The organism is Kitasatospora sp. GAS1066B (assembly GCF_041262605.1).
Classification (GTDB): domain Bacteria; phylum Actinomycetota; class Actinomycetes; order Streptomycetales; family Streptomycetaceae; genus Kitasatospora.
Map to the genome: position 1 here is coordinate 1 of NZ_JBGCCO010000034.1, position 19725 is coordinate 19725.

The following is a 19725-nucleotide window of genomic DNA, read 5'->3' on the forward strand; positions in this document are numbered from 1 at the left end:
GTGGCGGTGAGGGTGTGGTCGTGGGTGTCCCAGGTGCGGACGGTGCCGTCGTTGCCGGCGCTGGCCAGGGTCTGGCCGTCGGGGGCGAAGGCCACCGCGCGCACCGAGCCGGTGTGCCCGGTCAAGGTGGCCGACAGGCGCTGGGCGGTGACGTCCCAGAGCCGGACCGTCAGATCGTCGCTCCCGGAGGCGAGGGTCCGCCCGTCGTGGCTGAAGGCGACCGTGTTCACGAAGTCGGTGTGGCCGGTCAGCACGCCGACCTGCCGCCGGGTTCGGACGTCCCAGAAGCGCACGGTGCGATCCTCGCCGGCCGAGGCGAGCAACTGTCCGTCCGGGCTGAACGCCACGGCGAAGACGGAGTCCTGATGGCCGGTCAGGACGGCGACCTGGGCGTGTGCGGCGAGGTCCCACAGTCGGATGGTCTGATCGGCTCCCGCCGAGGCGAGCAACCGGCCGTCCGGACTGAAGGCGATGCCGAAGACCGAGCCGCTGTGGCCGTCCAGCGTGCCGACCAGGGTGTGGCGCGCGACATCCCAGAGCCGCACGGTATGTGCGGCGTCGGCGGCCGCGACGGTGCGCCCGTCGGTGCTGAAGGCGGTCTGCCAGATCTCGGTGAACGGGTGCACGGTGAGCGCGGACGCCCCCAACTGCCAGAGCGCGGCGGTCTGGTCGAATCCGGCGGCGGCGATCACCGCGCCGTCCGGGCTGACGGCGACGCCCTGAACGTAGTCGGTGTGGCCGCAGAGGGTGGCGATGATCCGGCGGGTGGCCAGGTCCCAGAGCCGCACGGTGCCGTCGCCGCTCGCGCTCACCAGGGTGGCGCCGCCGTCGGTGTAGACCACGCCGTTCACGTCGTCGCTGTGTCCGGTGAGGGTGGTGATCAGGCTGTGGCTGGTGGTGTCCCAGAGTCGGACGGTGCGGTCGGCGGAGCCGGAGGCCAGGGCGTGCCCGTCCGGGCTGAAGGCCACGCCGAGGACCTCGTCGCTGTGTCCAGTGAGGATGGCGGTGAGGGTGTGGCCGGTGGTGTCCCAGAGGCGGATGGTGTGATCTGCGGCGGCCGAGGCGACCAGCCGGCCGTCCGGGCTGTAGGCGACGCCGAGGACCTCGTCGGTGTGTCCGGTGAGGGTGGCGGTGAGGGTGTGGCTGGTGGTGTCCCAGAGCCGGACGTTGCGGTCGGCCCCGCCGGAGACCAGGGTCCGGCCGTCCGGGCTGAACGCCACCGAGCGGACCCCGCCGCCGTTGCCGAAGAGGGTGACCGGCAGCCGGCGGCCCGCCATGTCCCACAGGCGGACCGTGCCGTCGGCACTGCCGGAGGCCAGGGTCTGGCCGTCGGGACTGAACGCGACCGTGCGCACCGACCCGCCGTGTCCGGTGAGCGTGGTGTCGAGCTGGCGGCTCGTCACCTGCCACACCTTCAGCGTGCCGTCCGCACTGGCCGTGGCGAGCCGGGTCGAGTCCGGACTGAAGGCGACGGCGTTGATCGGCCCGGTGTGTCCGAAGAGCCGACCGGCGAAGGCCTGGGACTGGCTGCTGAGCAGCGCGCTGCGGGCCTCCGTGGTGGGGGCGGTGCGGAAGGCCTCGTCGGCCAGCAGCATCGAGGCCTCCGGTCTGCCGGCCGCCAGCGCGGCCGATTCGGCGGCCAGCGCCTTGGAGAGCGCGGTCCGGCGCCCGGCGAACGCCTCGGCCCGCTGCCGGTAGGCGACGCCACCCGCGGTGACGGCCAGCACCAGCAGCACCGCGAGGGTGACCAGCAACTGCCGCCGGCGGCGGGTCTGGCGTCGCACGGTCCGCTCGCGCGCCGCTTCCTGGTCGTGCCCGGTGGTCAGGAAAGCGGCCTCGCCCGGGCTCAGTTCGGCGCGTCGGCGCGGATCGCGCAGGTACTCGTAGGCGGCGGCGAGCTTGGTCCCCCGATAGAGCAGGGCCGGGTCGTGGCCCTCGCGCTCCCATTCGGCGGCGGCCTCGGCCAGTTGCTGACGGACCAGCAGACCGGCCCGGTCCGCGTGCAGCCAGCCGCGCAGCCGGGGCCAGGCCCGGATCAGGGCCTCGTGGGTGATCAGCACGGTCTCGCTGTCGACGGTCAGCAACCGGGCCTGCACGAACGCATCGAGAACGGGGCCGACCTGGTCGCCGGCGCTGGACCCGCTGGTCGAGCCACTGGCGAGGGCCGCAGCGGCGCCGGGACTGGGGACGGGGGCGGCGGCAGGGGTGCGGAGTTGGTCGAGCGGAACCGGGTGGCGGGTGGCCTCGCTGTCCTCGGCGACGTGGACCAGGCGGAGCAGCAGTTGACGGGCCGTCTGGCGGCCCTCGCCGGTCAGGCCGGCGAAGAGGTTCTCGGCGGTCGCGGCGATCGCGCCCTGGATGCCGCCGGTGCGCAGGTAGCCCGCGACGGTCAGGGTGCGCCCCTCGCGCTGCTGCCAGGTGGCGAGGAGCGCGTGCGAGAGCAGCGGCAGGACGCCGGCCAGCCCGGCCTGGAGCGGTGCGGCGATCGCGGTGGCCGGGTCCTCCGGCGAGCCGGCCGGGTGCGGGATGCCCGCGAGGCCGAGGTCGCGGAGCAGGACCTCGACCAGGCCGGGTTCCAGCAGCAGATCGGCCTCCGCAGCCGGACCGGTGATCGCCTGGTGCAGCTCGGCGGCGGTCATCGGGCCGAGGGCGAGTACGCCGCGGGTGAAGACGGGGACCAGCTCGGGGTGTTCGAGGCAGCGGCCGCAGAAGTCGGCGCGGACGCCGAGCACCACCAGCGTGGGGGAGGGCCCCGGATCGGCGGCGAGCTCGCAGAGGGCCTGGATGAACGCGCGCCGCTCGGCGGGATCCGGGCAGAGGGTGAACACCTCCTCGAACTGGTCCACCACCAGCACCAGGCCGCTGCCGCCGCCGTCGCCGGTCGGCCGGGGGACAAGGGCCTCGGCGTGGGGACTGTCGGCGGTGGGTGGCTCGGCTTCCAGGGCCCGGCGGAGCGCGGTCAGCGGCCGGCCGGTGGGTGTACAGACCACCACCCGCTGGGGCCCGGGGCGAGTGGTGGGCAGCGCGCCGCGGCGCAGCGCCGGCAGCAGACCGGCCCGCAGCAGGGAGGACTTGCCGGCGCCCGACGGCGCGACCAGGGCGAGCGGGCCGTGGCCGGCGCGCTCGGCCAGGCGATCGAGCAGGGCGGTCAGCGCGCTCTCGCGGCCGGCGAACCAGCGGGCGTCCTGCGGACCGAAGGCGGCCAGGCCGGGATAGGGGCAGGGCAGCGTAGGCGCACGGTCCGTCGCGGCGGGCGCGGGCAGGCCGCCGGGCGCGCGTTCGGGCGCCGGCTCGGGGTCGGCGAGCCGGACCAGAGCGCCGTCGGCGTCCAGCAGCTGGTCGCAGCGGCGGGCCAGGTCCGGGCCGGCCGGCTTGCTGCCGTTCTCGATCTTGCTGAGATAGCCCTTGCTGTAGTGCAGGAGTCGGGACAGCGCACTGAGCGAGAGCCCACGCGCGGTCCGCAGCCGGCGCAGCTCCGCGCCGAACTCCTGGGGCGAGGTGGTGGCGGAGCGGACGGGCGGGTCCGTCGGTGGATGCCGATCCATCTGTCACTCCACTGACGGCCTGTCGGATCTGTCGGATCTGTCAACGAAAGGTTACCGGCTGTGATGAGCGCCTCGGACCACCGTCGGCCGCTATGTTGTACTGCGCAACCAGTATCGGAGAGGTCGGCGCGGGAGATTCCGGCGCGGGAGAAGAGAGACGAGCGTGTCGGGTCGGGACGAATCGATCGAGACCATCCAGCGCGAGCTGACCGCCTTCGCGCGCCGCGCCCGGCACAAGGCCTCGCAGCTGCATCCGGGGTTGTCGCTGGTGACCTACAGCATTCTCGACCTGATGAACGAGCGCGGCGGCTGCCGGGCGGCGGACGTGGCGGCGTACTTCCTGCTCGACAAGTCGACGGTGAGCCGGCAGGTGGGCGCACTGGAGAAGCTGGGGCTGCTGAGTCGCGAGGTGGACCCGGAGGATCAGCGCGGTCAGATCCTGCGCCCGAGCGAGCAGGGCCTGGCGCTGCTGCGGGAGGCGTACGAGATGCGGCGGCAGTCGTTCACCGAGCGGTTCACCGACTGGACGGACGACGATGTCGCGCGGCTGGCGGGCTACCTGGTCCGCTACGGCGCCGCGGACTGATCCGACCCGCGGCGTGAAAAGCCGACCGGCCGGTCGTCAGGTGCGAGGACCTGTCGACCGGCCGGCCGGTTCAGCTACGGCTGCAGCTGTGGCTGCTGATCACGGGGTGATCAGTACGCCTGGTGGACCTGCCAGAAGGCCCAGGCCTGGTTCGGGCTGCCGTAGGTGGTGTCCATGTACTGCAGCGCCCACTTGATCTGGGTGGCGGGGTTGGTCGCCCAGTCGGCACCGGCGGCGGCCATCTTGTTGCCGGGCAGCGCCTGCGGCAGACCGTAGGCACCGGAGCTCGGGTTGGTGGCGCTGACGTTCCAGCCGCTCTCGTGGGTGATGATCTGGTCGAACGAGGCCAGCTGGTCGGCCGGGACGATGGAGGCGGCCAGCGCCTGCAGCGAGCTCGGGCTGCTGACGTTCACGGCGACGGGCGCGGCAGCCGGGGCGGCGACGACCGCGGCAGCGGCCTTCGGCGCGGCGGCCGGCGCGGCCGGAGCCGGGGCCTGGGTGGCGGCCGGGGCCTGGGCCGGGGCGGTCTGGGCAGCGCCCAGCGCCAGGTGCTGGCCGGGGTAGAGCGCGTCCGGACCGTGGGTCAGGGTGGACTTGTTCAGCTCGTACAGCTTCTGCCAGCCGCCCTGCACGTTGTGGCTGGTGGCGATCTTGGACAGCCAGTCGCCGCTCTGCACGGTGTAGCCGGCGGGCGCGGCCGGAGCGGCGGCGGGGGCCGGGGCGGCCTGCGGGGCGGCAGCCGGAGCGGCGGCGGCCTGCGGGGCGGCGGCCTGGTGGGCGGTGTAGCCGTAACCCTGCTCGGCGGTGTGGTGGTGGCCGTAGCCGGCCTGGTGGAGCGGCGCCGCGCTGGCGCCGGTCGCGGCGATCAGCGGCAGACCGGCGCCGACACCGGCGAGGACGGTGACGGCGATGGCGCGCTTGAGGGCGGCGCGGTTGGGCAGGCTGGAGCGACCGTTGACGGACAGCATGAAAAGCGTTTCCTCTCCCACGCCTGCGAGGTGAGCTGTCGGATTCGGGCTGGAGTTGCCCGGCCGCGCAGTTGCGCGGCTTCACCCCAAGCCCCGCCCGGAGAATCCGGGTGAGGCGACTTACCTTTGGGTCCCCCGCCCCTGCCGTGGTGCTGTGTATGCACGTGCCCACTCCGTCCGGCGGCAGGATTCGGCGTTCCGGGGAGCGGGGTTCGTGTGAAGACGAACGAGATGCACCGTAATCAGGTCGAAGGTCCTATCACAAGCCAATGTGAGGTGTCTCATGTTCGACCTGGGAGAGAGTCAGAAAAACGTCAAGCATCCAGCGGAGGATTCCTCGCGTGATTCCCCTCACAATGGGCGTTGTTATCTCCGCGTGATTTGAGATTCCGTCAGCCCGCGTGCCAGCCCTGCGGGTCGACCCCGCCCGGCACGGCCGCGGCCGGGTCGTACGGGGTGCGGGTCAGCACGAAGGTGCCCAGGTCGAGGTGGCTCACCGAGCCGTCGGCGGCGAGCACCACGCGCAGCGACTCGCCCGCGTCGTAGCCGTCCAGGCCGGTCCAGGAACCGTCGGGCTCGGGACGGAAGCGGGCGCGGCGGGCGCCGGTGGCGAGCCAGCTGAGCTCCAGGGTGCGGTCGGCCCGCAGCTGCAGGGCCAGCGCGGTGGGCCCCCAGTACCAGGGGCCGGTCAGCGCCAGCAGCTCGGGATCGGCGTCGGTGAACGGGCGCCACGGTTCGGGGAACCGGGGCTCGCGCTCGGCCACGATCGCGAGCAACTCGCCGGCCACCGGCCAGAACGAGGGACTCGACGTCGCATTGGTCAGTGTGACGACGGCCACGTCGTCCGCCGGGCTCACCCAGAGGCCGGCCAGGAACCCCGGCATCGAGCCGCCGTGGCCGATCAGTAGGCGTCCGTCCTGGCGCAGCAGCTGCAGGCCGAGCCCGTAGCTCGAGCTCCAGTCGCCCTCCGGCGCGGCGGCGGGCCGGCGCATCTCGGCGAGGGTGTCGCGGGAGAGCACCTTGCCGGTGCCGCCCGGGGTGGCGCCGGCAAGGAAGGCGGCCCAGCGGGCGAGGTCGGCGGCGGTCGACCAGAGCTGGCCGGCCGGCGCCATCAGGCCGGTGTCGGTGAGCGGCTCGGGCAGCATCACGTCCGCCCACGGGTGCACCGCGAACCCGCCGGCGTGCGGGGCCTGGGGCAGCAGGGTGGTGCGGGTCATGCCGAGCGGCTCCAGCACCTCCTGGCGCAGCGCGTCGATCCAGGGCATCCGGCGGATCTTGGCCACCAGCGCCCCGAGCAGCGCGAAGCCGGGGTTGGAGTAGTGGAAGCGCTCCCCGCCGGAGTGCCGGAACGGCTGGTCCTCCAGCAGGTGCCCCAGCTCGGGGCGTAGCTCGCCGGAGGTGCGCTCCCACCAGGGGCCGGGCGTCTCGGCGGCCAGGCCGGCCGTGTGGCTGAGCAGTTGGCGAATCGTGGCGCCGCCCGCGGCGGTGTCGGGCAGGTGCTGCTCCAGCGGGTCGGCCAGGTCGATCAGACCCTCGTCCCGCAGGCGCATGACCAGGACGGCCGTGAAGGTCTTGGAGATGGAGCCGATCCGGTACTGGACGTTCTCGTCCGGCGCGTGGCCCTCGATCATGCTGCGGGCGTCGGTCCACACCAGCCGCCCGTCGCGGACCACCGCGCCGACCAGGGAGGGTGTGCGGCCCTCGGCCTGTCCGACGGCGAGGCGGTGTCGCAGCGCCCGCACGGTCTCCGGCAGCAGGTCGGGCACCGGCAGGGCGGGGGGTGACAGTTCGTCGGCTCGCTGCTCGTTGTACGGCAACTCGGCAGCCGGGTCGGTCATCTGATCTCGCATTCGCAAGGCGGCCGGGGGTGTCGGCGCGGGGATCGGATCGCTCGACCTTACCCGGGCCCACCAGGCGTGGCCCGGCATTAAATCGGAGCGGCGAACCGCGTCCGCGCCCCGCACCCGCCGCCGTACCGGTTCGCGTCTGCGCCCGCACCCGCCGCCGTACCGATTCGAACGCGACCGCTATGCTGCACCGGGCCGCCCACGAACGGGCGTGGAGCAAGGGGGAGACGGTGCAGCAGTCCGAGCACGGAAGCTATCTGACGGATCTTCATACCGACCGGCCGCACCCCGCGCGGATCTACGACTACTGGCTCGGCGGCAAGGACAACTTCGCGCCCGACCGGCAGGCGGCCGAGCACGCGATCAGCGCGTCGGCGGACATCCCGGCAGCCGCCCGGGAGAACCGCGCCTTCCTGCGCCGGGCGGTCCAGCTGGCCGCGCAGGCGGGGGTCCGGCAGTTCGTCGACATCGGTGCCGGCCTGCCCTCGCCCGGCAACGTCCACCAGGTGGCACAGTCGATCGACCCGGACGCCCGGGTGGCGTACGTGGACAACGACCCGATCGTGCTCACCCACGGCCGCGCGCTGCTGGCGGACAACCGCACCACCACGGTGCTGACCGGGGACGTGCGGGAGCTGGACGAGCTCTTCGAGCGTCCGGAGCTGGCCGCGCTGATCGATCTGGGGCAGCCGGTGGCCGTGCTGCTGCTGGCGGTGCTGCACTTCGTCACGGACGAGGAGGCACGCGAGGCGGTTCGGCGGGTGCGCGAGCGAGTGGCGCCCGGCAGCTATCTGCTGCTCTCGCACAGCACCCACGAGGGCAATCCCGAGCGGGCCGCGGAGGTGGCCAAGACCTGGGACAAGACCACCTCGGGCATCCGGCTGCGGACCCGCACACAGGTGGCCGACCTGTTCGACGGCTGGGAACTGCTGGAGCCCGGAGTGGACTTCGTGCCGCTCTGGCGCGCGGAGGGTCCGACGGAGGCCAGTACCCGGTGGATGTACGCGGGGGTCGGGCGCAAGAGCTGAGCTGACCTCCCGGCCGCGCCGGCGGCGGGATCCTTGACGTCCACTGCCGTCTACGCTGGTCAGCGCGGATCGAGCGGAAGGACGGCAGCGTGTCGCACGACGAGCGGGAACTGGCTCGAACGCAGCGCGAGCACTGGCAGCGCACCTACGACCAGAACCCCGGCATGTACGGAGCCGCGCCTTCCGAGCCCGCGGTGCACGCGGCCGCCGCCTTCCGGGCGGCCGGCGCCCGCGAGGTGCTGGAACTCGGCGCCGGGCACGGCCGTGACGCGCTCTACTTCGCGCGCGAGGGGTTCTCGGTGCTCGCCACCGACTTCAGCCCGGTGGGCCTGGCCCAACTGCGCGCGGCGGCCGAGGCCCGGCAGGTGGCCGGGCGGGTCACCACGGCGGTGCACGACGTGCGCCAGCCGTTGCCGCCGGCAGCCGCTTCGGTGGACGCGGTCTTCGCGCACATGCTGCTCTGCATGGCGCTCTCCACCGAGGAGATCCACGCCCTGGTCGCCGAGGTGCGGCGGGTGCTGCGCCCGGGCGGCGTCTTCGTCTACACGGTGCGGCACACCGGCGACGCCCACTACGGAGCGGGCATCGGCCATGGCGACGACACTTGGGAGCACGGCGGTTTCGCCGTCCACTTCTTCTCCCGTGAGCTGGTCGAGGCGCTCGGCGCGGGGTGGCGGTCGGTCGACGTCCACCCGTTCGAGGAGGGCGAACTGCCGCGCCGCCTCTGGCGGATCACGCAGGTACTGCCGGGCTGACCAGGGCAGCGGTCGCTTCATGCGTCTGCGGCGTAGCTGTCGGGGCGCGGGTGAACCCCCGTAGGCTCTGCGGCATGAGACGCAGGACGAAGCCCGCCCCCGCTCCGCTGCCGCAGCGCGACGGGGTGGATCCGGTCCGGGTCCGGCTGCCCGAGCAGGGTCCCTGGCCGACGGTGGCCGACTACCTGGCCCACCGGCTGCCGGACGGGGTGGCCGAGCGGCTGGCACAGATGCTGCGCGCCGGGGAGATCGTCGGCGCGCACGGCCCGGTCGACCACGGCACGCCGTTCGAGCCCGGCGCGAGCGTCTGGTTCCACCGCGACCTGCCCGAGGAGGTCCCGGTGCCGTTCGAGCTCGAGGTGGTGCACCGGGACGAGCACCTGGTGGTGGTCGACAAGCCGCACTTCCTGGCGACCACCCCGCGCGGCAGCCACGTGGTGCAGACCGCGCTCTCCCGGCTGCGGCGCGACCTGGAGCTGCCCGAGCTGATTCCCGCGCACCGGCTGGACCGGCTGACCGCCGGGCTGGTGATGTTCGTGGCGACGGCGCACACGCGCGGCGCGTACCAGACCATGTTCCGGGACCGGTTGGTGACCAAGGAGTACGAGGCCGTGGCGCGCTACGACGCCGGGTTGGCGCTGCCCCGGGTGGTGCGCAGCCGGATCGTGAAGGAGCGCGGCGTGATCGCCGCCCGCGAGGTGCCCGGGCCGGTGAACGCGGAGAGCCGGATCGAGCTGATCGAGCGGCGCGGCGAGCTGGCCCGCTACCGCCTCACCCCGCTGACCGGTCGCACCCACCAGCTGCGGCTTCACATGAGCGGCCTGGGCATCCCGATCCTCGGCGACCCGGTCTACCCGCGGGTGCTGCCCGAGGCGGCGCCGGACGACTTCGGCACGCCCCTGCAACTGCTGGCCGCCGGCCTGGCGTTCACCGATCCGGTCAGCGGGCAGCCGGTGCGGCTGCGCTCGCGCCGGGCGCTGGCGGCCTGGGCGGCGGCAGCATGAGCGGCGGCGGGATGACCGGGGGCGAGGCACCCGCTGCCGACCTGGCCGCGCTGCGGGAACTGCTGCTCGGCCGGCCGGCGATGGCGCGCGAACTGCCCGGGTTCGTTCCCGAGGCGGCGCCGGCCGGGCCGGGTGAGCTGTTCGTGAGCTGGTTGCTCGACGCGCTGCGGGTGGAGTCGCCGGACGCCCAGGTGGTCACGCTGAGCACGGTCGGGCTCGACGGCGCACCGGACGCGCGGATCGTGGTGCTGCGTGATGTGGACCCCGAGCTCGGGGTGTGGTGGTTCGCCGGGGACGCCCGCAGCCCCAAGGGCCGCCAGCTGGCGGCCGAGCCGCGGGCCGCGCTCACCTGGTACTGGCCGGCGCTGGGGCGGCAGGTGCGGGTGCGGGGAGAGGTGACCCCCGGCGACGCGGCGGCGGCCGGTGAGGTGTTCCGGCTGCTGAGCCCGAAGTCGCGGGCGGCCGCGCTGGTGGGGCGGCAGAGCGAGCGGCTGGGCACGGCGCAGGAGTTCTGGGCGGCCTGGGGTGCGGCCGAACGGGAGCTGGCGGCGGAGCCGGGCCTGGTGGCGCAGGGCTACACGCAGTACGGAGTGCGGGCGCGGGAGGTCGAGTTCTGGCAGGGCGCGGCGGACCGACGGCACCTGCGGCTGGTCTACCGGCGCGGCTCGCGGGACGACGGCTGGCGGCGCGAGCTGCTCTGGCCGTAACCCGCGCCGGCCGTGAGTCCGGGCGCGGCCGGAAGTTGTCCGAACCCTCGCTACTCTTCGGTAAGTTGACTGATTAGGCTGTCTCCTGACGTTCAGTGTCTGCCGAGGGAGTCATCGTGGTCCATGCGGTCAAGCACAGCCATGTCGAGGTCAACGGCGTCCGCCTGCACATCGCCGAGCAGGGCGAGGGCCCGCTGGTCCTGCTGCTGCACGGCTTCCCGGAGAGCTGGTACTCCTGGCGGCACCAGTTCGCGCCGCTCGCCGAGGCCGGCTACCGCGTGGTGGCGCCCGACCAGCGCGGCTACGCGCGCAGCGAGCGGCCGAGCGCGGTGGACGCCTACACGCTGCCGCACCTGGTCGGCGACGTGGTGGGCCTGATCCGGGAGCTGGGCGCCGAGCAGGCGGTGGTGGTGGGCCATGACTGGGGCGCGCCGGTGGCCTGGATCACCGCGATGCTCCGGCCCGACCTGGTGAGCGCGGTCGCCGGGTTGAGCGTGCCGCCGCGGCTGCCCGCAGGCCTGGTGCCGGTGGAGCTGAGCCGGCGCCGCTACGGGGACGGCTTCTACCAGCACTACTTCCAGCAGCCCGGGGTGGCCGACGCCGAGATGGCGCGGGACCTGCCGACCACCTTCCGCCGGACGCTGTACGGCGCGTCGGGCGACAACCCGAGCCAGCCCGCCCCGTGGATCGTCCCGGACGGCCAGACGCTGCTGGACTCGCTGCCCGAGCCGAAGGAACTGCCGCACTGGCTGACCGAGGAGGACATCGCCGCCTTCGCCGCGGACTACGCCCCGCACGGCGAGCACGCGTTCACCGGGCCGCTGAACTGGTACCGCAACATCGACCGCAACCAGGAGTTGCTGTCGGCCTTCCAGGGCCTGGGCATCACCGTGCCCGCCCTGTACGTGGGCGGCGACCGTGACCTGGTGAGTGCGATGTACGGGGTGGACAAGCTGGTGGCGAGCCTGCCGAGCATCGCGCCGAAGCTGTTCCGCAGCGTGATCCTGCCGGGCTGCGGGCACTGGACGCAGCAGGAGCGCCCGACGGAGGTCAACGCCGAGCTGCTGGCCTTCCTGGATCACTTGCGGCCCTAGGGCCTCTCTTACGGATCTTGCCGGGCGCGCGACGCCGGGCCTCCCGGCTGGACGCACCGGCGAATCATCCAAGTACGACCCAGTACGAGGACGCTTCGCCGGCACGCCCAGCCGGGCGCCCACCGCCGCGCGCTGATCCGACAAGATCCGTAAGAGGGGCCCTACGGCCAGCAGGTGGGTACACGTGGTCGACGTGGAGCGCTGGGAATACAGTCGGCTGCGGCACCATCTCATGGAGCGCCCCACCGGGTGCCTCCACCGAACGTCGCACCGAAGGACCGGAACGAGAATCATGAGCAGCAACCACTACGACGTCGTAGTCCTGGGAGCCGGCCCCGGCGGTTACACCGCGGCCGTCCGCTCGGCCCAGCTCGGACTGAAGACCGCGGTGATCGAGGAGAAGTACTGGGGCGGCGTCTGCCTCAACGTCGGCTGCATCCCCTCCAAGGCGCTGCTGCGCAACGCCGAGCTGGCCACCATCTTCACCCGGGAGGCCAAGACCTTCGGCATCAAGGTCGAGGGCCAGGTCACCTTCGACTACCGCGAGGCGTTCCTGCGCAGCCGCAAGGTGGCCGACGGCCGGGTGGCCGGCATCCACTACCTGATGAAGAAGAACGCCATCGACGAGTTCGACGGCCGCGGCACCTTCATCGACGACCACACCTTGCAGGTCGCGCTGACCGCGGGCGGCTTCGCCACCGTCACCTTCGACCACGTGATCATCGCGGCCGGTGCCACCACCCGCCTGCTGCCCGGGACCTCGCTGAGCGAGCGGGTGGTGACCTACGAGGAGCAGATCCTCACCGACGCGTTGCCGGAGAGCATCATCATCGCCGGTGCCGGCGCGATCGGCGTCGAGTTCGCCTACGTGCTGAACAGCTACGGCGTCAAGGTGACCATCGTCGAGTTCCTGGACCGGATGGTCCCGCTGGAGGACGCCGACATCTCGGCCGAGCTGGCCAAGCAGTACAAGAAGCTCGGCATCCAGGTCCTCACCTCGACCCGGGTCGACTCGATCGACGACAGCGACCCGAACGCCAAGGTCAGGGTCACGGTCACCCGGGGTGGGCAGCAGGAGGTGCTGGAGGCTGACAAGGTGCTCCAGGCGATCGGGTTCGCGCCCCGGGTGCAGGGCTACGGCCTGGAGGCCACCGGCGTCGCGCTGACCGAGCGCGGCGCGATCGCGGTGGACGGGCGCGGCCGCACCAACGTGCCGCACATCTTCGCGATCGGTGACGTCACCGCCCAGCTGATGCTGGCGCACGCCGCCGAGACCATGGCCGTGATCGCCGCCGAGACCATCGGCGGCGTCGAGACCATGGAGGTGGACTTCGTGATGATCCCGCGTGCCACCTACTGCCAGCCGCAGGTGGCCAGCTTCGGCTGGACCGAGGCGCAGGCCCGCGAGCAGGGATACGACGTCAAGGTCGCCAAGTTCCCGTTCACCGCGAACGGCAAGGCGCACGGCCTGGGCCACCCGATCGGGTTCGTGAAGATCATCAGCGACGCCAAGTACGGCGAGCTGCTGGGCGCCCACCTGATCGGCCCCGAGGTCACCGAGCTGCTGCCGGAGCTGACCCTGGCCCAGCAGTGGGACCTGACGGTGCATGAGGTGGCCCGCAACGTGCACGCCCACCCGACCCTGGGCGAGGCGGTCAAGGAGGCCATCCACGGCCTGGCCGGGCACATGATCAACTTCTGACCTGGCCGACCGGCCGACCAGAGGCCCGCGCGGACGCCCGCGCGGGCCTCTGCGTGCTGCGGCAGCGGCGAGGTCAGCCGATCGCGTGCGAGAGCAGCGGGCCGTCGCCGTTGCCCTGGGTGGTCTCGCCCACGTTGCAGATCTGGTGCTGCTGCTGGTTGGCGATCGGCACGTCGACCTGGACCGGGACCAGCACGCCGACCTGCACATGGTGCACCTCGGGCAGGCAGAGGTTCAGGTTGTCGGCGGCGTGGTACGACGGGCTGTGGTTGCCCATGGTGCCGGTGGCGTTGGTGCCGCCGTTGCCGGAGACCGAGGTCGCCGAGCCGTCCGCGTCGCCGATCGCCATCGCGGGCGCGGCCAGCGTGGCCAGCGAAGCGACGGCGATCCCGGTGCCCGCCAGAACCTTCTTGAGCATGAGTCATATCCTCTCGACAATGACCGGCGCGGGCGGTGCTGAGCGGACCGCGCGCCGGTGTCCGAACGTTGGTCGCGACGTGGCGTTCAACGCCCGGGTCCGGGAGAGGACACTGGCAGGCCGGCGGACTCACCCGTCCGGAGCGGTCAGCGGCTGACCTGGGCGGGAGCGGCGCTGTCCGGCTGGGCCCGGCGCGGGTCTGTCAGGTGCGCGGCGCGGTCGGCCAGTGCCGGCGGCCCAGGCTGATCAGGCGCAGCTGGTCACGGGCAAGCGCCGCGATCCGGCGCTCGGCGGCGCGTGCGGCGGCGGGGGGCGCGTCGGGCGCCTCCAGGAACGCGGCGGCCGTGGCCACCAGGTGCTCCACGTAGAGGCCGGCGAGCATCCGCAGGTCCTCGGCGCTCCAGCCGGCGCTCTGCGGCTGGGTGCCGAGCGCGGCGGCGGTCTCCGCCGTGAAGGTGGCCAGCTCGGCCGCGATCGCCTCGCGCACCCGCCGTACCCCGCCGTGCCGTTCACGGGTCAGGAACCGGATGTGGGCCCGGTGCTCGCGCACGTGCCGGGCGATCACCGCGATCGCGCCGTCGATCAGCTCCTCGGCATCGCCCTGTTCGGCCAGGATCTTCCGGATCATCAGATGCAGGCTCTGCAGCGACTCGGTGACCAGCACCACGCCGAGTTCGTCCAGATCGCGGAAGTGCCGGTAGAAGCCGGCCGGGGAGAGCCCGGCCGCCCGGGTCACCTCCCGGACGCCGAGGCCGCTCAGGTTCTGGTGTTCGAGCAGCCGCAGGCCCGCGTCCAGCAGGGCGCGGCGGCTCTGCTCCTTCTGGGCGGCTCTGACTCCGACGATGTGACTCACATCATTCAGTAAACAACTGTTTGCCGACTTCCGCCAGCGTAGAGTGGGGATGTCGGCGAACACTTGTTAGCTCAAGCTCGACTGGGCGCGGTGTCCGCCGGCGGTGCCCGGGGCTTCCTGCCAGTTGAAGGGTCCGACCATGATCTTCCTCTTTGCCGCACTCGCCGTCGCCGGTGTCCTGCTGGGCGCCGCCGCGCACACCACGTTGGCGCACTTCCTGATCGCCGCCGCGGCCATCGGCACCTGGCTGCTGGTCTTCGGGGCCCGCGAAGGCCTCGCCCGGCTGCGCCAGCGCTGACGCACCGTCAGGCGACGGAGGCCGCTCTCCGCTCCGTCACCACCCGTTCAATCACCACCCGTTCAATCACGACTCGTTCTGTCACCACTCGTTCTGTCATCCGAAAGGGGAATCCGATGGAAACTCGGACGCTGACCAGTGAGGCGGACGGGATGGCCGTCGCCTCGTTCGTCGTCGGCCTGATCGGCCTGCTGCTCTTCAACGTGGTCTTCGGGCCGCTGGCCCTGGTGCTCGGCTCGCTCGCGCTGGTGCGCGGCACGGCCCGGCGTGGCCGCGCGCTGCTCGGCCTCGCGCTCGGCGCGGGCGACCTGATCGTGCTCGCGGTGACGCTGGCCGGCAGCCACGGATCGATCTGGCAGATCGGCTGACGCTCCGTCAGTCAGCTTGCCCGGCACCGCTCATGACCGTGCCCGGACGCCCCCTCCGCAGGGCGCCCGGGCACGGTGCTGTTCAGACGTTCACAGCGGCAGGAGGTCGGGCCGCTTGGCCGCCACGTGGTCGCCAGAGGACTCGCCGCGCAGCCGCCGGCCGACCCAGGGCAGCAGGTAGTCCTTCGCCCACTGCAGGTTCTCCCGGCGCTGCTCGGCGGCGGTGTGCGACTGCTCGGCGGGCCACGGCGCGGCCGGGTCCTCCTCGGTGGTCAGGCCGAGCGCCCGGGCGGTGAGCAGTGCGACGCGCTGGTGCCCCTCGGGGGAGAGGTGCAGGCGGTCCTCGCTCCACGCCTGACGGTTCTGCAGCGTGCGCAGCGACCAGAGGTCGGCCACCGCGCAGTCGTTGCGGTCCGCGATCGCCCGCAGGTGCCCGTTGTACGTCGCGATCTTGCCGCGCAGGTGCTTGAGCACCGGCATGCTCCGGGTGTCGAAGCCGGTGCTGATCAGCACCGTCCGCGCCGATTCGCGCAGTTGCGAGACGGCCGCCTCGAAGCGCTCGGCCACCTCGTCCGGGTCGCTGCCCGGACGCAGGATGTCGTTGCCGCCGGCGCAGAAGGTCACCAGGTCCGGCTGGATCCGCCGGACCTGGGGGACCTGTTCGGTGACGACCTGGTCGAGCAGCCGTCCGCGCACCGCGAGGTTGGCGTAGCGGAACTCGCCCGCCGGTCGCCGGTCGGCCAGCAGCTCGGCCAGGCGATCGGCCCAGCCGGCGAAACCGCCGTCCGGGCGGGGGTCGTTCAGGCCCTCGGTGAAACTGTCGCCGAGGGCCGCGTAGGAGCTGATGGGGTCAAGGGTCTCCAGATGGTCAGCCATGGGCAGAATAGTTCACTGTCTCAAGTGACCTACGCCACCGTAGGTGTGGGGTGGCGGAGCGTGACGTTGACCACCCGGGCGGCGGGAATACCTGGGCCGATGGTGTGCGGAGGTTCGCGCCGGGGCGAGGAGGCGGGATGAACGGGGTGAGACTGCGTCAGGTGCGCGGGGCCGGGCGGCCCCGCGCGGCGGGTCAGGCGCGGACCTCGACGCCGCGCCAGAAGGCGACCCGGTCGCGGACCTGTTCGGCCTCGGCGCTGGGATCGGCGTAGTACCAGACCGCGTCCTCGTTGCGCTCGCCGTCCACCACCAGCGTGTAGTAGTTCGCGGTGCCCTTCCACGGGCAGCTGCTGGTGGTCGCCGAGTCGGCCAGGAACTCGGCCCGGACGGCGCTCAGCGGGAAGTAGTGGTTCTGCTCGACGACCACGGTGTCGTCGCTCTCGGCGATCACCTGGCCGTTCCAGTACGCGGTGGGCATCGGGCGGTTCCTCTTCTCTTCGCTCATCGGGTCATCGCTGCGCGGGTGTTGCCGTGCTGGTGCTGCCGTGCCCGTGCTGCTGGGCGGCGATGGCTCCAGCCTACGTCCGCCCGGCTGCGGGGCGGCCGGTTACGGGTGATCACTCGGACGGGATCGGCCTGCGGCCGGACGCCGCAGCGCCGACGCGGCCCGCTGGGTGAAGGGCCCTGGCGATTGTGTGACGGGCGGTTACCGGTGGCGCGGAGCGGTGAGACTGCTCTCGGGCCGTTCGTTGACGATCGGAAGAGGTGTCCGCCATGACGCTGACCATGCTGCTGCTGACCGTTCCGCCGCTGCTGGCCCTGCTGCTCAGCCTGACCGACCCGGCTCGCCGCGACGCCGGCCGAGCGCGCGCCCGGGCGACCGGGTCGGCCCTCGGCCTCGGCCGTCGTGGCCGCGGGCCGCGACAGGTGAGCCGCAAGCGGGGGCGCCACGCGGCGCCGGTGGGGCGACGGGCGCAGGCGTCGCTCAGCCGGGCCGTGTGACGCCGGAGCTGATGCGAGGGCCTGTACGGCGGATCAAGCAGGATGAGCCAGCAGCGAGGTGACGCAGAGGCTGGCCTCGGCCGCCGAGCCGATGAACGGCAGCCGCAGCCGGCGCAGCGAGTAGTGGTAGGCCTCGCGCTCCCGGGGGTCGGCGAAGTGCCGCTGGTGGCGCGGGGTCGAGTCGGGTCGGGTGACGGTGAGGCGGTGGGCCGCCAGGCAGCGGGCCAGCGACTCCGTGGGCTGGCCGTAGAGTGGCCAGCCCAGCACCACCGGCGGTGTGCTCTGCAGGGCCAGGACCCGGTCCAGGGTGGCGGTGCCGAGGTAGCTGAACGCCCCGGTGGCCAGCACCAGATCGGCTCCGGCCAGCGCGACCCGGTCGGCCGCGGTGGGGTCCTCGTGCTCCAGGTCGGTGTTGACGACGGCGTCGAGCAGGCCGGTGGCGAGGGCGTACTCGGTCGCGGGGCGCGAGACGTCCAGCCCGACGACGGTGAGTTCGGTGTCCCGCGGCCTGGCCCGCAGGAACGCGCTGTCGCGGGCGACGGCCTGGTGGGTGCCGTCACCGTCGGCATCCGCCGGGTCGAACCGTCCTGCAGCTGACCGCTCGGCGGCTGACCGTTCGGCGGCCGGAGCGAGGTGCGAAGCGGCCCACCCGGGCGGCGTGGCCGACGCCGGATAGCGCCTGGCGAAGGTCGCGAAGTCCACCCCGAACTTGAGCAGTGCGCTGTTGATGCCGTAGCCGCACGCCAGATCGATGATCTTGAGCCGCTGCCGGCCGGTGCGGCGGCGCAGCCGGGCGATCGTCTCCGGGAGTAGCCCGCGCGCGAAGTCCGGGGTCCGATAGCGCAGCGGCGCCAGCCGATGGAAGTAGCCGCGCGGCAGCGGCTGCTGGTAGATCGACTCGAAGGAGTGCTTGGTGAAGGAGTGCTTGGCGAACGACTGCGACGACTGCTTGGCGAAGGTGCCCACGCGGCCTCCTGGATCGGGCGCCCGTAGCCGGAGCGGCTCGGGGCGGGACCTGATGGCCCGTCAAGCTTGACATGGCCAGGGCGGCCTCGGTCATCGCCGCTCCGGCGATGGCCGTAACTCGGCCGGAACTGGCCCGGAACTTCGGTGAAACCTGGGGGCGGCGGACATCAAGGATTCATCAGAGCGAGTGAACGGGCTTGCCCGGCGCGATCGGGTTGGCTTGAATGAACGTCATGAACAGGCCGATCCGCCACCACGACCGACCGCCGCATCCGCGCGCGGGTCGGCCCGGCGCGCCTGTTCGCGCCGCTCGGTAGTGCTGCCTCCCCGTAGCTGAGCCTGGTCGCGCGGCGGGTGGGTCGATACCGGCTCACCCGCGCTCTCTGCTCTCCGGCTGTGCCGGCGGCCCGACTGCGTCCTCGTGATCGCTCAGCGGCCCACGCGCACACCGTGAGCACCGCTTCACCCCCGCTCCACGGCTGCGACTCGCGCTGCCGATCCGCCTCGGGTCGGCCTGTCGCGATCGGCCGAGCGGCGTCTTCGCCACGCGCTCCGGCGCGTTTCCCCGCACGCCCGGCCCCCGCGGCGCGGCCTCACCGCGTCTCGGCACCCCGGGTTGTGCCCAGCACCCTTTGGATGGGTCATGTCCGCAGTCCTGAACAACCAGTCCGTCCTCGCCGGTCGCACCGCCCTGGTCACCGGAGCCTCCTCCGGCATCGGCTGGGAGAGCGCCCGACTGCTCGCCGAGCAGGGCGCGACCGTGCTGCTGCACGCGCGCACCGTCGAGGACGGCGAGCGGGCCGTCGACCGGCTGGTCCACGAGGCAGGCCTGCCGAGCGAGCAACTCCACAGCTACGCGGCCGACTTCACCAGCCTGGCCGAGGTCGCCGGGCTGGCCGAGGCGGTGGCCACCGCCGTTCCGGCGCTCGACCTGCTGATCAACAACGCCGCCGTGATGGCGCCCGAGCGCTGCACCCTCTCCGCGGACGGCAACGAGGTCTCGTTCCAGGTGAACTTCCTGGCCGCGCACCTGCTCGCCAAGCTGCTGCGAGCCCCGCTGACCGCCGCCGGGCAGGCCCGGATCGTCAACGTCTCCTCCTCGCTGCACCGCACCGCCTCGATGAACTGGAACGACCCGAACCGGACCAAGAAGTACTCCCGGGTCGCCGCCTACGCCCAGTCCCAGCTGGCCCTGACGATGGCCACCGGCGACATGGCCCCGGCGGACTCCGGCATCACCGCCGTCAGCGTCAACCCGGGCCTGTGCGACACCGCGCTGCTCCCGCTCTACGGCCGGGTCGGCGCGCCCGCCGCCGAGGGCGCGGCGGCTGTGGTCCGGCTCTGCCTGCCGGACTTCCGCCTCACGCCGGGCGCCTACTACGACGGCGGCGACATCGCGGCCACCGCCGCGGCCGCCCAGGAGGAGCGCTCGCAGCGCCGGCTGGCCAAGCTCACCGACCTGCTGGTCACCCGCGCCTGAACCGCGGGCCCGGTAATCACCTGAGCAGTATCCCGACAAGAGGAAGCCCCGACCAGAGAAAGCACGGCGCACACCATGTCCAAGCGAGCGAGGAAGAAGCGGGCCCGGCGCAAGAAGAAGGCCAACCACGGCCGCAAGGCCAACCAGTAGCCCGCCCCTGGGCCGCCCGGCGCCGAGTGCCACCGGCGCCGGGCTCCGGCATGCCCGCAGGGTGTCGGAGGGCACCTC

At 72.8% G+C, this 19725-nt stretch carries 20 protein-coding genes and 1 riboswitch; of the genes, 12 read left to right on the forward strand and 8 right to left on the reverse strand.

The features are described from left to right. Positions 1-3545: helix-turn-helix domain-containing protein (locus ABH937_RS30595; RefSeq protein WP_280693579.1), on the reverse strand; the 3545-nt coding region annotated here is incomplete at its 3' end. A 163-nt stretch (positions 3546-3708) separates the two neighbouring features. On the opposite strand from ABH937_RS30595, the gene ABH937_RS30600 reads away from it, so the two are divergent. After that, entirely contained in the window at positions 3709-4131 is a 423-nt protein-coding gene (locus ABH937_RS30600; RefSeq protein WP_280693580.1) for a MarR family winged helix-turn-helix transcriptional regulator, read from the forward strand. 110 nt (positions 4132-4241) lie between these two features. Here the strand turns inward: ABH937_RS30600 and ABH937_RS30605 are convergent, their stop codons facing one another. Beyond that, complete coding sequence (locus ABH937_RS30605) at positions 4242-5099, reverse strand: LysM peptidoglycan-binding domain-containing protein (protein ID WP_370220124.1); 858 nt, start codon at positions 5097-5099, stop codon at positions 4242-4244. Between the two features lie 7 nt (positions 5100-5106). Then, positions 5107-5266: riboswitch (cyclic di-AMP (ydaO/yuaA leader) on the reverse strand. A 225-nt stretch (positions 5267-5491) separates the two neighbouring features. After that, positions 5492-6937, reverse strand: a complete 1446-nt coding sequence (locus tag ABH937_RS30610; RefSeq protein WP_280693582.1) for a serine hydrolase domain-containing protein — start codon at positions 6935-6937, stop codon at positions 5492-5494. Between the two features lie 239 nt (positions 6938-7176). Here ABH937_RS30610 and ABH937_RS30615 point away from each other — a divergent pair, with 239 nt between their 5' ends. From ABH937_RS30615 to lpdA, 6 genes are all read left to right on the forward strand, one after another. After that, positions 7177-7974, forward strand: coding sequence for an SAM-dependent methyltransferase (locus ABH937_RS30615; RefSeq protein WP_280693583.1), 798 nt, complete (start codon positions 7177-7179; stop codon positions 7972-7974). Positions 7975-8063: 89 nt separating this feature from the next. Next, positions 8064-8729 carry a class I SAM-dependent methyltransferase gene (locus ABH937_RS30620; RefSeq protein WP_280693584.1) on the forward strand — a complete coding sequence of 222 codons (666 nt, stop codon included), beginning with the start codon at positions 8064-8066 and terminating at the stop codon, positions 8727-8729. A 74-nt stretch (positions 8730-8803) separates the two neighbouring features. After that, on the forward strand, positions 8804-9733 hold the full coding sequence (locus ABH937_RS30625) for a pseudouridine synthase (RefSeq protein ID WP_280693585.1): 930 nt from the start codon (positions 8804-8806) through the stop codon (positions 9731-9733). A gap of 11 nt (positions 9734-9744) precedes the next feature. After that, positions 9745-10440, forward strand: a complete 696-nt coding sequence (locus ABH937_RS30630; protein WP_280693586.1) for a pyridoxal 5'-phosphate synthase — start codon at positions 9745-9747, stop codon at positions 10438-10440. A 95-nt stretch (positions 10441-10535) separates the two neighbouring features. Next, positions 10536-11534, forward strand: a complete 999-nt coding sequence (locus tag ABH937_RS30635; protein WP_370220125.1) for an alpha/beta fold hydrolase — start codon at positions 10536-10538, stop codon at positions 11532-11534. 292 nt (positions 11535-11826) lie between these two features. Then, entirely contained in the window at positions 11827-13236 is a 1410-nt protein-coding gene (lpdA, locus tag ABH937_RS30640) for a dihydrolipoyl dehydrogenase (RefSeq protein WP_280693588.1), read from the forward strand. Positions 13237-13309: 73 nt separating this feature from the next. Here the strand turns inward: lpdA and ABH937_RS30645 are convergent, their stop codons facing one another. Further along, the gene (locus tag ABH937_RS30645; protein WP_280693589.1) at positions 13310-13654 is read right to left on the reverse strand and encodes a rodlet layer protein; all 345 of its coding nucleotides are present in this window, start codon (positions 13652-13654) and stop codon (positions 13310-13312) included. 202 nt (positions 13655-13856) lie between these two features. Then, the gene (locus ABH937_RS30650) at positions 13857-14507 is read right to left on the reverse strand and encodes a TetR family transcriptional regulator (protein WP_280693590.1); all 651 of its coding nucleotides are present in this window, start codon (positions 14505-14507) and stop codon (positions 13857-13859) included. Positions 14508-14646: 139 nt separating this feature from the next. Between ABH937_RS30650 and ABH937_RS30655 the strand changes: the two genes are divergently transcribed. Continuing rightward, a complete protein-coding gene (locus ABH937_RS30655) occupies positions 14647-14805 on the forward strand; it encodes a hypothetical protein (RefSeq protein WP_280693591.1) in 159 nt (52 codons plus the stop codon). Positions 14806-14921: 116 nt separating this feature from the next. Further along, complete coding sequence (locus ABH937_RS30660) at positions 14922-15173, forward strand: DUF4190 domain-containing protein (protein WP_280693592.1); 252 nt, start codon at positions 14922-14924, stop codon at positions 15171-15173. Positions 15174-15263: 90 nt separating this feature from the next. Here the strand turns inward: ABH937_RS30660 and ABH937_RS30665 are convergent, their stop codons facing one another. Further along, positions 15264-16049, reverse strand: a complete 786-nt coding sequence (locus tag ABH937_RS30665) for an SGNH/GDSL hydrolase family protein (RefSeq protein WP_280693593.1) — start codon at positions 16047-16049, stop codon at positions 15264-15266. 193 nt (positions 16050-16242) lie between these two features. Then, the gene (locus ABH937_RS30670) at positions 16243-16527 is read right to left on the reverse strand and encodes a DUF427 domain-containing protein (RefSeq protein WP_280693594.1); all 285 of its coding nucleotides are present in this window, start codon (positions 16525-16527) and stop codon (positions 16243-16245) included. A 296-nt stretch (positions 16528-16823) separates the two neighbouring features. Here ABH937_RS30670 and ABH937_RS30675 point away from each other — a divergent pair, with 296 nt between their 5' ends. Then, a complete protein-coding gene (locus tag ABH937_RS30675; RefSeq protein WP_370220126.1) occupies positions 16824-17051 on the forward strand; it encodes a hypothetical protein in 228 nt (75 codons plus the stop codon). A 33-nt stretch (positions 17052-17084) separates the two neighbouring features. Here ABH937_RS30675 and ABH937_RS30680 read toward each other — a convergent pair whose 3' ends face one another. Next, a complete protein-coding gene (locus ABH937_RS30680; protein WP_370220127.1) occupies positions 17085-18017 on the reverse strand; it encodes a hypothetical protein in 933 nt (310 codons plus the stop codon). 643 nt (positions 18018-18660) lie between these two features. Here ABH937_RS30680 and ABH937_RS30685 point away from each other — a divergent pair. Together ABH937_RS30685 and ABH937_RS30690 are read left to right on the forward strand one after the other, a co-directional pair. After that, complete coding sequence (locus ABH937_RS30685; RefSeq protein ID WP_370220128.1) at positions 18661-19497, forward strand: SDR family NAD(P)-dependent oxidoreductase; 837 nt, start codon at positions 18661-18663, stop codon at positions 19495-19497. Between the two features lie 75 nt (positions 19498-19572). Continuing rightward, positions 19573-19647, forward strand: coding sequence for a 50S ribosomal protein bL37 (locus ABH937_RS30690; RefSeq protein WP_370146874.1), 75 nt, complete (start codon positions 19573-19575; stop codon positions 19645-19647). The last annotated feature ends 78 nt before the right edge of the window (positions 19648-19725 follow it).